Origin of the sequence: Corynebacterium sp., assembly GCF_012838985.1 — a bacterium.
Lineage (GTDB): Bacteria > Actinomycetota > Actinomycetes > Mycobacteriales > Mycobacteriaceae > Corynebacterium.
In genome coordinates, this window is record NZ_DUOE01000162.1 from 1 (window position 1) to 14,081 (window position 14,081).

Sequence of the window (14,081 nt, forward strand, 5' to 3'; positions counted from 1 at the left end):
CGCTGCAGGCCTACTTCCGCATCAACACGGAGAACATGGGCCAGTTCGAGCGCACGCTCATCATCGTGGACGAGGACGCCTACGTCCACTACGTCGAGGGCTGCACCGCCCCGATCTACAAGTCCGACTCCCTGCACTCCGCGGTCGTCGAGATCATCGTGAAGAAGGGCGGCCGCTGCCGCTACACCACGATCCAGAACTGGTCGAACAACGTCTACAACCTGGTCACCAAGCGTGCCAAGGCTGAAGAGGGCGCCACCATGGAGTGGGTCGACGGCAACATCGGCTCCAAGGTCACCATGAAGTACCCGGCCGTCTGGATGACCGGCCCGTACGCCAAGGGTGAGGTCCTCTCCGTCGCCTTCGCCGGCGAGGGTCAGTTCCAGGACACCGGCGCCAAGATGACCCACATGGCTCCGTACACCTCCTCGAACATCGTCTCCAAGTCGGTGGCCCGTGGCGGCGGTCGCGCGGCCTACCGTGGTCTGGTGCAGGTCAACGCGAACGCACACCACTCGTACTCCAACGTCGAGTGTGACGCGCTGCTGGTGGACAACATCTCCCGTTCGGACACCTACCCGTACAACGACATCCGCAACGACCACGTCGTCCTCGGCCATGAGGCGACCGTGTCCCAGGTGTCGGAGGACCAGCTCTTCTACCTCATGTCCCGCGGACTGAAGGAAGAGGAGGCCATGGCGATGATCGTCCGTGGCTTCGTCGAGCCCATCGCCAAGGAGCTGCCGATGGAGTACGCGCTCGAGCTCAACCGCCTGATTGAACTGCAGATGGAAGGATCGGTGGGCTAACCGATGACCACAGCTACCGCTGTCGACGCCGCCACCCCGCACAACACCAAGGGTGACCTCTTCTCCTCCTTCAACGTGGAGGACTTCCCGGTCCCGCACGGCCGGGACGAGGAGTGGCGTTTCATTTCGCTGCGCCGCATCCGCGGCCTGCACAACGACAAGTTCGACGAGGCCGTGGCACAGGACGTGCGTATCGACGTCCCCGCGGCCGCCGCCGGCTCCGTCACCGTCGAGACCGTCGCCAAGGATGATGAGCGTCTCGGCCGTGCCGCGGCCCCCGTCGACCGTGTCGCCGCCCAGGCCTGGACCTCGATGAGCGAGGCCTCCTACATCGGGATCGCGAAGGACGCCGTCGTCTCCGAGCCGGTCTCCGTCACGATCACCGGCCGCGGCGAGGGTGTCACCTCCTTCGGTGCCGTCGTCGTCGACGTCGCCGACGGTGCGGACGCGATCGTCTCCATCCGCTACACCGGCACCGGCACGCACGCCGACAACCTCGAGTTCATCGTCGGCGACAACGCCCGCCTGACGGTCATCGTCGACGCCGACTGGGACACCGGTGCCGTGCACCTGTCCGGTCAGCACGTCATGATGGGCCGCGACGCCACCCTGCGCTACAACGCCGCCACCTTCGGCGGCGACGTCGTCCGCATGGTCCCGCGCGTGAAGTTCACCGCCCCGGGCGCCGACGCCGAGCTGCTGGGCGTCTACTTCGCGGACGACGGCCAGTACTTCGAGAACCGTCTCCTCGTCGACCATGCCGTGCCGAACTGCCGCTCCAACGTCATGTACAAGGGTGCGCTGCAGGCTGACCCGTCCTCGGATCTCCCGGACGCCCACACCACGTGGGTCGGTGACGTGCTCATCCGCGCCAACGCGCAGGGCACCGACACCTACGAGGTCAACCGCAACCTGGTCCTCACCGAGGGCGCCCGCGCCGACTCGATCCCGAACCTGGAGATCGAGACCGGTGAGATCGCCGGTGCCGGCCACGCCGCCACCGTCGGACGCTTCGACGATGAGCAGGTCTTCTACCTCATGGCCCGCGGTATCCCCGAGGCCGAGGCCCGCCGCCTCATCATCCGTGGTTTCTTCTCCGAGGTCATCAACCGCATCCCGGTTGAGTCGATCCGGGAGAAACTGGAGAAGCGCGTCACCGACGAGCTCGAGTCCGTCCACGCCTAAGTACCGCACCCACAACTTTTGAACTGAAAGAGACGTACATGTCCACCCTGGAAATCAAGAACCTCCACGCACAGGTGATCCCGACGGACGGCAGCGGCGAGCCGAAGCCGATCCTCAAGGGCGTCAACCTGACCGTCAAGTCCGGTGAGACCCACGCCATCATGGGCCCGAACGGCTCCGGCAAGTCCACCCTGGCCTACGCCATCGCCGGCCACCCGCGCTACGAGATCACCGAGGGCGAGATCCTCCTCGACGGTGAGAACATCCTCGAGATGGAGGTCGACGAGCGTGCCCGCGCCGGCATGTTCCTGGCCATGCAGTACCCGACCGAGATCCCCGGCGTCTCCTCCGCCAACTTCATGCGCTCCGCCGTCACCGCCGTCCGCGGCCAGGCGCCGAAGCTGCGTGAGTGGATCAAGGAGCTCAACGCCGCCCGTGAGGCCCTGCAGATCGACAAGTCCTTCTCCGAGCGCTCCGTCAACGAGGGCTTCTCCGGTGGCGAGAAGAAGCGCCACGAGGTGCTGCAGCTCGACCTGCTCAAGCCGAAGTTCGCCATCATGGACGAGACCGACTCCGGCCTCGACGTCGACGCCCTGCGCGTCGTCTCCAGCGGCATCAACAGCTACCAGGATGAGACCAACGGTGGCATCGTGATGATCACCCACTACAAGCGCATCCTCAACTACGTCCAGCCGGACTTCGTCCACGTGTTCGCCGACGGCCGCATCGTCACCACCGGTGGCGCTGAGCTCGCCGACAAGCTCGAGGCCGACGGCTACGACCAGTTCCTGTGATGTCGGGATACGTGCGGGCGGACGGCTCGCTCGACGTCGAGAAGATCCGGGACGAGTTCCCGATCCTCTCGCGCACCGTGCGCGACGACCAGCCGCTGGTCTACCTCGACTCCGGTGCCACCTCGCAGCGTCCGCTGCGTGTGTGGAAGGCGGAGGAGGAGTTCGTGCTCCACACCTTCGCCCCGGTGCACCGCGGTGCCTACCAGCTGGCGGAGGAGGCGACCGACGCCTACGAGGACGCCCGTGAGAAGATCGCGGACTTCGTCGGCGCGGACGGGCACGAGATCGCCTTCGTCAAGAACGCGACCGAGGGCCTCAACGCCGTCGCCTTCGCGCTGGGTGACTCCCGCGCCGGTCGGTTCCGCGTCACCGCGGACGACACCGTCGTGGTCACCGAGCTCGAGCACCACGCCAACCTGGTGCCGTGGCAGGAGCTCTGCCGCCGCACCGGTGCGAAGCTGAAGTGGTACGGCGTCACGGAGGACGGCCGCATCGACCTCGATTCCCTCGAGCTCGATGAGACCGTCAAGGTCGTGGCCTTCACCCACCAGTCGAACGTGACCGGTGTGGTGTCGGATGTGGCGGAGATCGTCCGCCGCGCCAAGGAGGTCAACGCCCTCACGGTTCTCGACGCCTGCCAGTCGGTCCCGCACATGCCGGTCAACTTCCATGACCTGGACGTCGACTTCGCGGCCTTCTCCGGCCACAAGATGTGCGGTCCGACGGGTGTCGGCGTGGTCTACGCCAAGGCCCCGCTGCTCGACACCCTGCCGCCCTTCCTCACCGGTGGTTCGATGATCGAGGTCGTCCGCATGGCGGAGTCGACCTACGCTCCGGCACCCCAGCGTTTCGAGGCCGGCACCCAGATGACCAGCCAGGTCGTCGGGCTCGGCGCAGCGGTGGAGTTCCTCACCGAGATCGGCATGGACCGCATCCACGCCCACGAGCAGGACCTCACCGCCTACGCTCTCGAGCGTCTGCAGACGGTCCCGGGGCTGAAGATCGTCGGTCCGACCACCGCGGAGAACCGCGGCGCCGCGGTGTCCTTCAACCTGGAGGGCGTGCACCCGCACGACCTCGGCCAGGTGCTGGACAGCCAGGGCGTGTGCATCCGCGTGGGTCACCACTGCGCATGGCCGGCCCACCGTGCCCTGCACGCCCAGTCCACCGCCCGGGCGAGCTTCTACCTGTACAACACGCGTGCGGAGGTCGACGCCCTGATCGACGCGATCCACCACGCCCGAGACTTCTTCGGGGTGAAATGATGAACCTGGAGTCCATGTACCAGGAAGTTATCCTGGACCACTACAAGAATCCCCAGCATGCGGGTCTGCGCGAGCCGTATGAGGCGGAGGTGCACCACGTCAACCCGTCGTGTGGCGACGAGCTGACGCTGCGTGTGCAGCTGTCCGAGGACGGCACCGTGCTCGATGACGTCTCCTACCACGCCGAGGGATGCTCCATCTCCCAGGCCTCCACGTCCGTGATGGCCGAGGAGATCATCGGCCTGCCGCTGGAGGAGGCGAACGCCAAGCTCGCCGAGTTTGAGCGGATGATCCTGTCCCGTGGCACGGTGGAGGGCGATGAGGACCTCATCGGTGACGGCATCGCCTTCACCGGTGTGTCCAAGTACCCGGCCCGCGTCAAGTGCGCCCTCCTCGGATGGAAGGCCTTCCAGGCCGCCACCGCTGACGCCCTCAACGAAAGGGAGAAGTAATGACTGAGCAGAACGACCCGACCGGCGACGTCCAGCGCCAGCGCCCCGAGAACCTCACTGAGGAACAGGAGTCGCTCGCCTTCGACGTCACCGAGTATCTCTACGACGTGATCGACCCGGAGCTCGGCATCAACGTCGTCGACCTCGGCCTCGTCTACGACGTGTGGATCGAGGACCGTGAGGGGGAGGACGTCGCCATGGTCAACATGACGCTGACCTCCCCGGCCTGCCCGCTGACCGACGTCATCGAGGACCAGGTCCAGTCGGCCCTGGTCGGCAACGGCATCGTCGACCATGTCGATCTCGAGTGGGTCTGGCTCCCGCCGTGGGGCCACCACATGATCACCGAGGACGGCCGCGAGCAGCTGCGTTCGCTCGGCTTCGCCGTCTAGGTGTTGACCGATCAGTGTGGCGTGGGTTACACTGATCGGACAAGCTTCACAGGACAGGTTGCAGGATCTGTCCGGGTGAAGAAGTGAATCCCGGTAGTCCCGTCGAGAGACGGGGCCCGGGATTTGCGCCTTTCAGGACCTGTCCCCGTACCCACGTGCCTGGTCGTAGCAGGCGACGAAGTAGGCGACGTTGGCGGGACTGAATCCCCTGGTCGGGGTCCGGGAGAAGAAGGTCCCGATCGGCCCCTCGTCGCCGGCGGAGGCCAGCGACACCAGGGACAGTCTGTCCCAGCACAGGTCCTCGGGGGCTTCCCCGCGCCATTCCTGTGCGGCCTGCCGCCCCTGCTCGATGGCGGGTCCCGCGGAGAAGGCGTTGAAGGCGAAGAGCAGGACGAATGCAGGGACGACGTAGCGGAAACGCAGCCACCGGAGGACCACCAGAGGGGAATCGGCTCTGCGCTCCTGCGGGGTGGACACGTCGTAGCGCTGGACCCCGGCCCGACCGTCGAGGGGACGGGCACTCACCTCGGTCAGTGACTTACCGGAGACCCCGTGGCGGATCAGTGCGGCCCTGAGGACGGCGGGGGAGGGGTCCTCGTCGAAACGCAGGACGAGTGAGCCCTGCTGGAACTGGGTGGTGCGGTACTCGACGATGTAGTCACGTCCGGCGTTCATGGCCCCAGCTTAGGGCCCATTAGGTATATCGGCGCTGGTTGATAGAATGACCCCTTGTGATTGTCACCAATGACCTCGAAGTTCGCGTCGGCGCCCGTACCCTGCTGACCGCCCCCGGCCAGCACCTGCGGGTGCAGCCCGGCGACCGCATCGGACTGGTGGGTCGCAACGGTGCCGGCAAGACCACCACGATGCGCATCCTGGCGGGGGAGACCCAGCCCTATGGTGGTGCGGTGACCTCGTCCGGTGAGATCGGCTACCTGCCGCAGGACTCCCGCGAGGGCAACCTCGACCAGACCGCCCGTGACCGGGTGCTCTCCGCCCGTGGCCTGGACCGCATCCGTTCCTCCATGGAGCGCCAGCAGGAGATCATGGAGGGGGCGCAGAGCGACGGCAAGCGGGATGCCGCGATCCGCAAGTACTCCCGCCTGGAGGAGCAGTACTACGCCCTCGGCGGCTACGAGGCGGATTCCGAGGCCGCGCAGATCTGCGACAACCTCGGCCTGCCCGCCCGCATCCTCGACCAGCCGCTGCACACCCTGTCGGGCGGTCAGCGCCGCCGTGTCGAGCTGGCGCAGATCCTCTTCGCCGCCACCAACGGTTCCGGCAAGTCCAAGACGACCCTGCTTCTCGACGAGCCCACCAACCACCTCGACGCCGACTCCATCACCTGGCTCCGCGGTTTCCTGGCGAAGCACGAGGGCGGGCTCATCATGATCTCGCACGACGTGGAGCTGCTCGAGGAGGTCTGCAACAAGATCTGGTTCCTCGACGCCGTGCGTGCGGAGGCGGACGTGTACAACATGGGCTTCACCAAGTACAAGGACGCCCGTGCCCTCGATGAGGCCCGCCGTCGTCGGGAGCGCGCCAACGCGGAGAAGAAGGCCGCCGCCCTGCAGAAGCAGGCCGCCAAGCTGGGTGCCAAGGCCACGAAGGCCGCCGCCTCCAAGCAGATGCTGGCCCGTGCCGAGCGCATGCTGGGCAACCTCGACGAGGTGCGTGTCGCCGACCGTGTGGCCGCGATCTCCTTCCCGGAGCCGGCGCCGTGCGGCAAGACCCCGCTGTTCGCCAAGGGGTTGACCAAGATGTACGGGTCGCTGGAGGTCTTCGCGGGCGTGGACCTGGCCATCGACAAGGGGTCCCGCGTCGTCGTCCTCGGTTTCAACGGCGCCGGCAAGACGACGCTGCTCAAGCTGCTCGCCGGGGTGGAACGCACCGACGGCGAGGGCGGTATCGTCACCGGTCACGGCCTGAAGATCGGCTACTTCGCCCAGGAGCACGACACCATCGACCCGGACAAGTCCGTCTGGCAGAACACCATCGAGGCCTGCCCGGAGGCCGGTGAGCAGGATCTGCGTGGCCTGCTCGGTGCGTTCATGTTCTCCGGTGAGCAGCTGGAGCAGCCCGCCGGCACCCTGTCCGGTGGTGAGAAGACCCGCCTCGCCCTGGCGGCACTGGTCTCATCGCGCGCCAACGTCCTGCTTCTCGACGAGCCCACCAACAACCTCGACCCCCAGTCCCGCGAGCAGGTCCTCGACGCCCTGCGCACCTACAAGGGGGCCGTCGTCCTGGTCACCCACGACCCCGGCGCCGTCAAGGCGCTGGAGCCGGAGCGCGTCATCGTGCTTCCCGACGGCGACGAGGACCTCTGGTCCGACGAGTACATGGAGATCGTGGAGATGGCCTGAGCCGGTCAGCGCGCGTAGCGGGTGGCGAAGTTCCGCAGGATCCGGTCGTCGACGGTGAGGTCGACGCCGCGGGTGCCGGCGAGGATGTCCTCGAGTTCCTCCGGCTCGTAGTAGCCGGCGTTGGCGTAGATGCGCAGGCGCTGCTCGAACTGGGCGGGGGCGAGCTCGGGGTGGAACTGGGTGGCGTAGACGTTGTCCTGGACCCGGAACATCTGGGTGGGGCAGGTGCGGCCGGTGGCGAGCAGGGTGGCGACGTCGGGAAGCACCGTGATGGCCTCCTTGTGGCCGACCATCGTGTGGAAGTCGGCGGGGAGACCCTCCAGGAGCGGATCCTCACGCACCAGGGACACAGAGATGACCTGGGGTTTCTCGCTGTAGGTGCCGTCGATACGCGCGCCGATGGCGGTGCCGACGGTGCCGACTCCGTAGCAGGCGCCGAACAGGGGGTAGTCGCGGTCGAGGACCTCATCCATCATGAGGGCCAGATCCGCCTCCACGCGCTGCTGGAGCGGGAACTTCACCGCATCGGAGGAGTTGAAGGGGCTGCCCCCGAGGATGATGCCGGAGAAGTCACGCAGGTCGAGGCGGCCCAGGGGGCGGGCCTCGAGGCGGATCTGGACGATGCCGTCCCGACCGAGGCCCATCTTCTCCCGGAAGCTGACCAGTTCGGCGGCCGCCGCCTCATTCTCCGGCCGGGTGCTCAGGAGAACGAAAGGTTTACGGGGGTGGATGGTCGATCCGGACATACCAGGTAGTCTAATCAGCTTGCGGCTGCCGTCCTAAATGCCGGGAGACTGTTTCCGCAGGTACAACCTGAACCGGGCGCTACCCGAGGCGGCGACGGATGAGCTTGTCCACCTCGACGGCCGTGAAGACGATGACACCGCCGAGGAGCGGGACCAGCCACGTGGCAGCGTCGACGGGGGTCGTGCGGAACGCCGTCTGCATGAAGGGCAGGTAGGTGAACGCCAGCTGGAGGGCGAGCATGAGCGCCACGCACAGCCAGGAGACGGGGTTGGTGGTGAACAGCTCCTTACGCAGGGCGCTGACCCGGGTGAAACGGGCGGAGAAGAGGTAGAAGATCTGGCCCACGACCAGCGTGTTCACGGCGATGGTGCGGGACACCTCGAGCGAGGCTCCGTTCATCTGCAGGTACTGGAAGACCGCGATGGTGGCGCCGCCGAGCAGGACGGAGAGGTAGATGATGCGCAGGATCGCCTCGGAGTCGAGGAGCGAGGCACCGGGGTCGCGGGGGCGGCGCTGCATGATGCCGGGTTCGGCGGGTTCGAAACTCAGGGACAGGGACAGCGTGACCGCGGTGATGAGGTTGACCCACAGGACCTGCAGGGGAGTGATGGGCAGGGTCATGCCGACGAGCATCGCGACGAAGATGACCAGGCCCTGCGCACCGTTGGTGGGCAGCATGAACACGATGGCCTTGCGCAGGTTGTCGTAGATGGTGCGGCCCATCTTCATGGCGGCGGCGATGGTGGCGAAGTTGTCGTCGGCGAGCACGATGTCGGCGGCGTCCTTGGTGGCCTCGGTGCCCTTGATGCCCATGGCCACGCCGACGTCCGCCTGCTTGAGGGAGGGCGCGTCGTTGACGCCGTCACCGGTCATGGCGACGACCTCGCCGTTGGCCTGCAGGGCGCGGACCAGGCGGAGCTTGTGTTCGGGGGAGGTGCGGGCGTAGACGTCGTGGTGGCGGACGATGGTCTGGAGCTCCTCGTCGGTGGCCTTCTCCAGTTCGGCGCCGGTGATGGCGCGGCTGCCGTGCAGGCCGACCTCCTCCGCGATGGCCGTCGCCGTCGAGGCGTGGTCGCCGGTGATCATGCGGACCCGGACGCCGGCCTCCTGGACGACGCGGACGGCCTCGAGGACCTCGTCGCGCGGCGGGTCGATGATGCCGTAGAGGCCGAGGAATACGAATCCGCCGGCGTCGACGTCCGCCTTCCGCAGGTCGTCCAGGCCCTCCCCGGAGCGCCATGCGGCGGCGAGGACGCGCAGGCCCCGGGCACCGAACTCCTCGATCTTCTCCTCCCAGTAGGCGCGGTCGAGCGGTTCGGTGCCGCCGTCGGGGGAGGACTGCCGGTCGCAGCGGTCGAGCAGCCTGTCGGGTGCGCCCTTGAGGTGGATGACGGGCCCGCGGGGCATGTCGTCGAGGGTGGCCATGTACTTGAAGGCGGAGTCGAAGGGCACCGCTGCCCGTCGCGGCGCCTCGTCCCGCACGCCGGCCTTGAGGGCGAAGGTGCGGATGCCGCCGTCGGTCGGCTCGCCGGTGAGCACCCAGCGTCCCTCCCGCTTGTCGACGCCCGCGTCATTCGCGTACGCCGCCACCTCCGCCATGCGTGCGAGGTCGGGGTGGTCGTGGACGGTGACCACGGTGTCGTCGAGAAGCAGCTGCCCTTCGGGGGCGTAACCGGTGCCCGACACGTCGTAGGTGTGCGCGCGGGTGTGGACGGCGCGGACCGTCATCTCGTTGCGCGTGAGCGTGCCGGTCTTGTCGGTGCACACGGTGGTGACGGAGCCGAGCGTCTCGACGGAGTTGAGGCGGCGGGTGATGGCGTGGCGGTCGGCCATCTTCTGCACGCCGAGCGCCAGGGTGATCGCCATGACGGCGGGCAGGCCCTCGGGGATGGCGGCGACGGCGAAACCGATCGCCGACATGAGGACCTCTGCCCAGCCGGTGTCGTAGATGACCACCGACACCGCGATCATGAGCACCGCCAGCAGGACGGCACCGACGGCGAGCATCGAGGAGAAGCGGCTCATCGACCGGGTGAGCGGGGTCTCGGCGGCCTCGACGCCGTCGAGCATGGTGGTGATGTGGCCGATCTGGGTGTCGGAACCCGTGGCCGTGACCACGCCGAGTCCGGTGCCGGCGGAGACGGTCGTGCCGGAGAAGGCCATGGAGCTGCGGTCGCCGAGGTCCGCGTCCGCGGGGGCGGGCTCGACCCTCTTGTCGGCGGGCACCGACTCGCCGGTGAGCGCGGACTCCTCGACCCGCAGGCTCGTGGTGTCGAACAGCCGCAGGTCAGCGGGCACCTTGTCCCCGGCACGCAGCTTCACGACGTCCCCCGGCACCAGCTCATCCGAGTCGAGGGTGAGCCACGCGCCGTCGCGGAGCACCTCGGAGTGCGGGGAGAGCATGTCGCGGATGGCGGCCAGGGCGTTGGCCGCGCGGCCCTCCTGGAAGAAGCCGACGGCGGCGTTGATGATGACGACCGCCGCGATGACCACCGTGTCCACCATCTCCCCGAGCACCGCCGTCATCACGGCCGCGGCGATGAGGACGTAGATCATCGGGTCCCGGAACTGGCGCAGCAGACGCTGCCACCAGGTCTCCTCGGCCGCCTGGGGGAGGGCGTTCGCCCCGTACCGCTCCCGGGCCGTGGCCGCCTCCGGACCGCTCAGACCGTCCGGGCGACTGCCCAGTTCCTCGAAGACGGCGGGGACATCCTGGGCGTGGGCGGGAGTGTTCACATGTCGCCACTGTACCCGCACTGCAGAGGCGGGAACGTCGCTAAGCTGAAGACATGATCAGCCGGAATCCCTCCCTCGCCCAGATCCGCAACGAGTTCAACGACATGTCCACCGCCACCCGCGTGACCCTCATCACCGGCGTGCTGGTCGAGGTCGCCGGGAAGATCGCCTCCTGGGTGGATCTGTCCCGCCGGCCGGCCGAATCGGTGCGCGGCCCGAAGTGGGTGTGGGTGCTGGCCCAGTTCATCAACGGCCTCGGCCCCGCCGCCTACTGGGCCTTCGGCCGGAAGTGATCACCCGGGGACAGCTGTCCTACCCGCCGTACCTGCAGCTGGCGACCCTGAAACTGGCCAAGGGACGCTCGCCCGCGGATCTCGGACTGCGACGCTGGACGATCACCGACCACTCCGAGGTCCTCGGCCACGGCGAGGACGTCTTCGCCGCCGCGAGTGAGCGGCTGCTCACCTGGCAGGCCCACGCCCACGCGAAGGTCCGGGCGGAGCGGCTGGGCAACCTCGTCCGCCTGCACGTCGGCCCGACGACCTCCTCGTGCCTCATCCTCCGTGAGGAGAGGGGGCCCACCCGCACGACGCTGGTCTACGGCACCCTGCCGGTCCACGTGGAGTCGGGGGAGGAGGCCTTCCTCATCGAACTCGCCCCCGACGGGACCGTCACGGGGCGGGTCATCGCCTTCTCCCGTCATGCCTGGTGGCTGGCGAAACTGGGTGGTCCCGTCGCCCGGGCGGCGCAGCGGTGGGCGAACCGACGGTACGTGGCGGGCATGCGACCCTGAAAGTTTCCGTAGGGTGGTGACATGAGCGACTCACACACCACCCCGAAGAAGGTTCTCATCATCGGCGGCCACGGCAAGGTCGGCCAGCTGACCACCAGCCGCCTCATCGCGGCGGGCATGGACGTGACGTCATTGATCAGGAACCCCGACCAGGCCCCCGACGTCGAGGCACTGGGAGCGACCCCCTTCATCCGCGACCTCACCGGTCTGGGGGTGGACGACTGGGCGACCCAGCTGCGCGGCTACGACGTGACCATCTGGACCGCCGGCAACGCCGGCAAGGACGGCGCGAGCGCCACCTACGCCATCGACCGCGACGGCGCCCTGACCTGCATCGACGCACTGGAGAAGCTGCAGTCCGAAGGGGTCACCCCACCGCGGCTGCTCATGGTGTCCTACCTGGGCTCCCTCGAGCACGGCATCGACCCCGAGGACTCCTTCTACCCCTACGCCGACTCCAAGGAGGCGGTGGACCGCCGCCTGCTGGACTCCGACCTGGAGTTCCTCATCCTCGCCCCCGCGCGGCTGACGCTGGAGCCGGCGGGCGGGCTGGAGGTCGTCGACAATGTCCGTCCCCAGGATGAGTCGGTGACCACCTCGCGGGAGCTCGTCGCGAAGGTGCTCGTCGAGATGTCCACGCGCGAGACCCTCCCGGAGCGGCAGATCCTGCCCTTCGTGGACAGCGACGGCAGCGGTACCGCCGGCGAGGCCGCGATCAGCCGCCTCTAGACGGGGCGGCAGTGGTCGACGAAGTTCTCCAGGAGCTTGTTCGACCACGTCGTGTCGATCGACGGCAGTTCCGCGAGGATCGACTCGTAGTCCTCGGGGGAGAAGTAGCCGTAGTCGTAGTAGAAGTCCATGCGTGAGTGCATGGCCACGGCGTCCATGTCGGCGTGGAACTGCGTGGCCCACACGCGGTCGCCGACGCGGATGAACTGGACGGGACACGTCGGCCCCGTGGCCAGGACGGTGATGCCGTCCCCGAGCTTCTCGACGTTCTCCGTGTGCCCCGTCAACGACGTGAACGTCTCCGGCAGACCCTCGCACAGGGGATCCAGCCGACCTTCCGCGGTGAGCTCCACCACGGTGGACCCGGAGACCTCCGCATGGGAATGGCCGATCACGCCGCCGTGCTCGTGCACGAGCCAGCTGGTGCCGTAGCAGACGAGGAACACCGGCAGCCCGGAGTCGCAGAGACGCCTCATCTCGGCGTGGACGTGGTGCTGCCAGTCGTCCCAGTGCTCGTTGGTGATGTTGAGGGAGCAGCCGCCGACCAGGATGCCGTCGTAGGCGCTGAGGTCACCGGCGGAATCCTGCGGGGACCCGATGTTGACGTGGGTGAGGTTCGCCGGGTCGAGGCGGGTGGCCTGCAGGAAGTCCCGCTCTTCCGCGGCGGCGATCTGCTCGGCGAGGTCGCCCGAGCGGAGGGAGACGAGAAGGATCTTCGGCATAGGGGACAAGCCTATACGGTCCGGCGGACGGAGCCCTCGACCAGGTTGAGGACCTGCTCGAGCCCCTCGGTGGAGCCCCCGGAGGCCAGGCGCGTGATCAGCCCGTCGAGGACCGTCTCCAGGTAGGTGTGGAGGACCTGCGGGGTGACGTCGGTACGCATGCGGCCGTCGGCGCCGAGGCGGGCGAGCCTCTCGCGCACCGCCTCATCCAGCACCTCCTGGTGCTGGTGCCAGCGGCTGCGGAACACGGGGTCGGTGCGCAGCATCTTCGTGATCTCCAGGCGGGTGGCCAGCCAGTCGTGGCGCTCCGGGTGATCCAGGATGTCGCGCATCACCTCGACGAGCCCCTCCCGGGCGACGAGGCTCGCCTGGCGGGCCGCGTCCTCCCGGGCCAGCGCCAGGAAGAGGTTCTCCTTGTCACCGAAGTGGTGGAAGATGGAGCCCCGCGACTTGCCCGTCGCCTCCTCGAGACGACGCACCGTGGCCCCCTCATAGCCGTACTCAGCGAAGCAACGCCGTGCGCCTTCGAGGATCTCGGTCTGACGACGCGTCAACTCACTGTCGCTGACCACGGGCATGGGGGTCTCCTGTCGAGGGGTGGAAGAAAAGGGGAGAGGGGGCTGCCCTCCCCGGCGGCGTGGACGCCTTAGGCGGGGATGCAGCCCCCTCTCAGAGGCAGTTCACACTGCGGGAGATGCTCGCTTACTTCGCAGCAGCGATCATCTGACGCAGGACGTACTGCAGGATGCCGCCGTTGCGGTAGTAGTCGGCCTCACCCGGGGTGTCGATGCGGACGATCGCATCGAACTCGACGGTGGAGCCGTCCTCCTTGGTGGCGGTGACCTTGACGGTCTTCGGGGTCTCGCCCTCGTTCAGAGCGGTGATGCCCTCGATGTCGAAGGTCTCGGTGCCGTCCAGGCCCAGGGACTCGTGGGACTCGCCCTCCGGGAACTGCAGCGGGATGACACCCATACCGATGAGGTTCGAGCGGTGGATACGCTCGAAGGACTCGGTGATGACGGCCTTCACGCCGAGCAGGATGGTGCCCTTCGCGGCCCAGTCACGGGAGGAACCGGTGCCGTACTCCTTGCCAC

At 67.8% G+C, this 14,081-nt stretch carries 15 protein-coding genes and 1 pseudogene; 10 read left to right on the plus strand and 6 right to left on the minus strand.

The features are described from left to right. The 6 genes from sufB to GXZ33_RS09375 form a co-directional block, all read left to right on the plus strand. A partial coding sequence (gene sufB, locus GXZ33_RS09350; RefSeq protein WP_291340766.1) for a Fe-S cluster assembly protein SufB occupies positions 1 to 809 on the plus strand: 809 nt, incomplete at its 5' end. A 3-nt stretch (positions 810 to 812) separates the two neighbouring features. Further along, the gene (gene sufD, locus GXZ33_RS09355) at positions 813 to 1,994 is read left to right on the plus strand and encodes a Fe-S cluster assembly protein SufD (protein WP_291340767.1); all 1,182 of its coding nucleotides are present in this window, start codon (positions 813 to 815) and stop codon (positions 1,992 to 1,994) included. A 38-nt stretch (positions 1,995 to 2,032) separates the two neighbouring features. Beyond that, a complete protein-coding gene (sufC, locus tag GXZ33_RS09360) occupies positions 2,033 to 2,788 on the plus strand; it encodes a Fe-S cluster assembly ATPase SufC (RefSeq protein ID WP_291340768.1) in 756 nt (251 codons plus the stop codon). Further along, positions 2,788 to 4,053, plus strand: a complete 1,266-nt coding sequence (locus GXZ33_RS09365; RefSeq protein ID WP_291340769.1) for a cysteine desulfurase — start codon at positions 2,788 to 2,790, stop codon at positions 4,051 to 4,053. The genes sufC and GXZ33_RS09365 overlap by 1 nt, the downstream gene beginning before the upstream one ends. Beyond that, on the plus strand, positions 4,053 to 4,505 hold the full coding sequence (sufU, locus tag GXZ33_RS09370) for a Fe-S cluster assembly sulfur transfer protein SufU (RefSeq protein WP_291340770.1): 453 nt from the start codon (positions 4,053 to 4,055) through the stop codon (positions 4,503 to 4,505). Before GXZ33_RS09365 ends, sufU begins: the two co-directional genes overlap by 1 nt. Then, positions 4,505 to 4,897 (plus strand): metal-sulfur cluster assembly factor, encoded by a 393-nt coding sequence (locus GXZ33_RS09375; RefSeq protein WP_291340771.1) that lies wholly within the window; start codon positions 4,505 to 4,507, stop codon positions 4,895 to 4,897. Before sufU ends, GXZ33_RS09375 begins: the two co-directional genes overlap by 1 nt. A 132-nt stretch (positions 4,898 to 5,029) precedes the next feature. On the opposite strand, the gene GXZ33_RS09380 is transcribed toward GXZ33_RS09375, so the two are convergent. Next, the gene (locus GXZ33_RS09380) at positions 5,030 to 5,572 is read right to left on the minus strand and encodes a hypothetical protein (protein ID WP_291340772.1); all 543 of its coding nucleotides are present in this window, start codon (positions 5,570 to 5,572) and stop codon (positions 5,030 to 5,032) included. 56 nt (positions 5,573 to 5,628) lie between these two features. On the opposite strand from GXZ33_RS09380, the gene GXZ33_RS09385 reads away from it, so the two are divergent. After that, a complete protein-coding gene (locus GXZ33_RS09385) occupies positions 5,629 to 7,260 on the plus strand; it encodes an ABC-F family ATP-binding cassette domain-containing protein (protein WP_291340773.1) in 1,632 nt (543 codons plus the stop codon). A gap of 5 nt (positions 7,261 to 7,265) precedes the next feature. On the opposite strand, the gene GXZ33_RS09390 is transcribed toward GXZ33_RS09385, so the two are convergent. Together GXZ33_RS09390 and GXZ33_RS09395 are read right to left on the minus strand one after the other, a co-directional pair. Continuing rightward, on the minus strand, positions 7,266 to 8,006 hold the full coding sequence (locus tag GXZ33_RS09390) for a glutamine amidotransferase (RefSeq protein ID WP_291340774.1): 741 nt from the start codon (positions 8,004 to 8,006) through the stop codon (positions 7,266 to 7,268). A 79-nt stretch (positions 8,007 to 8,085) separates the two neighbouring features. Beyond that, entirely contained in the window at positions 8,086 to 10,743 is a 2,658-nt protein-coding gene (locus GXZ33_RS09395) for a cation-transporting P-type ATPase (protein ID WP_291340775.1), read from the minus strand. A 53-nt stretch (positions 10,744 to 10,796) separates the two neighbouring features. Here GXZ33_RS09395 and GXZ33_RS09400 point away from each other — a divergent pair, with 53 nt between their 5' ends. The 3 genes from GXZ33_RS09400 to GXZ33_RS09410 are packed head-to-tail and all read left to right on the plus strand — an operon-like array spanning position 10,797 to position 12,265. Continuing rightward, a complete protein-coding gene (locus GXZ33_RS09400) occupies positions 10,797 to 11,036 on the plus strand; it encodes a PLDc N-terminal domain-containing protein (RefSeq protein WP_291340776.1) in 240 nt (79 codons plus the stop codon). Next, positions 11,033 to 11,536 carry a DUF1990 domain-containing protein gene (locus GXZ33_RS09405; protein WP_291340777.1) on the plus strand — a complete coding sequence of 168 codons (504 nt, stop codon included), beginning with the start codon at positions 11,033 to 11,035 and terminating at the stop codon, positions 11,534 to 11,536. Before GXZ33_RS09400 ends, GXZ33_RS09405 begins: the two co-directional genes overlap by 4 nt. Before the next feature lie 21 nt (positions 11,537 to 11,557). Further along, on the plus strand, positions 11,558 to 12,265 hold the full coding sequence (locus GXZ33_RS09410; protein ID WP_291340778.1) for an NAD(P)H-binding protein: 708 nt from the start codon (positions 11,558 to 11,560) through the stop codon (positions 12,263 to 12,265). Here the strand turns inward: GXZ33_RS09410 and GXZ33_RS09415 are convergent. The 3 genes and pseudogenes from GXZ33_RS09415 to acnA all read right to left on the minus strand — a co-directional run. After that, positions 12,262 to 12,987, minus strand: coding sequence for a glutamine amidotransferase (locus GXZ33_RS09415; protein WP_291340779.1), 726 nt, complete (start codon positions 12,985 to 12,987; stop codon positions 12,262 to 12,264). The genes GXZ33_RS09410 and GXZ33_RS09415 overlap by 4 nt on opposite strands. An 11-nt stretch (positions 12,988 to 12,998) precedes the next feature. Then, the gene (locus GXZ33_RS09420) at positions 12,999 to 13,565 is read right to left on the minus strand and encodes a TetR/AcrR family transcriptional regulator (protein ID WP_291340780.1); all 567 of its coding nucleotides are present in this window, start codon (positions 13,563 to 13,565) and stop codon (positions 12,999 to 13,001) included. Between the two features lie 124 nt (positions 13,566 to 13,689). After that, positions 13,690 to 14,081 (minus strand): annotated as a pseudogene (gene acnA, locus GXZ33_RS09425) (aconitate hydratase); the annotation flags it as partial.

Bases quoted from the DNA above. Each gene is read 5' to 3' on its own strand.
- sufD (WP_291340767.1), top strand. From the start codon at position 813: ATGACCACAGCTACCGCTGTCGACGCCGCCACCCCGCACAACACCAAG.
- sufC (WP_291340768.1), top strand. From the start codon at position 2,033: ATGTCCACCCTGGAAATCAAGAACCTCCACGCACAGGTGATCCCGACG.
- GXZ33_RS09365 (WP_291340769.1), top strand. From the start codon at position 2,788: ATGTCGGGATACGTGCGGGCGGACGGCTCGCTCGACGTCGAGAAGATC.
- sufU (WP_291340770.1), top strand. From the start codon at position 4,053: ATGAACCTGGAGTCCATGTACCAGGAAGTTATCCTGGACCACTACAAG.
- GXZ33_RS09375 (WP_291340771.1), top strand. From the start codon at position 4,505: ATGACTGAGCAGAACGACCCGACCGGCGACGTCCAGCGCCAGCGCCCC.
- GXZ33_RS09380 (WP_291340772.1), bottom strand. From the start codon at position 5,572: ATGAACGCCGGACGTGACTACATCGTCGAGTACCGCACCACCCAGTTC.
- GXZ33_RS09390 (WP_291340774.1), bottom strand. From the start codon at position 8,006: ATGTCCGGATCGACCATCCACCCCCGTAAACCTTTCGTTCTCCTGAGC.
- GXZ33_RS09400 (WP_291340776.1), top strand. From the start codon at position 10,797: ATGATCAGCCGGAATCCCTCCCTCGCCCAGATCCGCAACGAGTTCAAC.
- GXZ33_RS09410 (WP_291340778.1), top strand. From the start codon at position 11,558: ATGAGCGACTCACACACCACCCCGAAGAAGGTTCTCATCATCGGCGGC.
- GXZ33_RS09415 (WP_291340779.1), bottom strand. From the start codon at position 12,987: ATGCCGAAGATCCTTCTCGTCTCCCTCCGCTCGGGCGACCTCGCCGAG.
- GXZ33_RS09420 (WP_291340780.1), bottom strand. From the start codon at position 13,565: ATGCCCGTGGTCAGCGACAGTGAGTTGACGCGTCGTCAGACCGAGATC.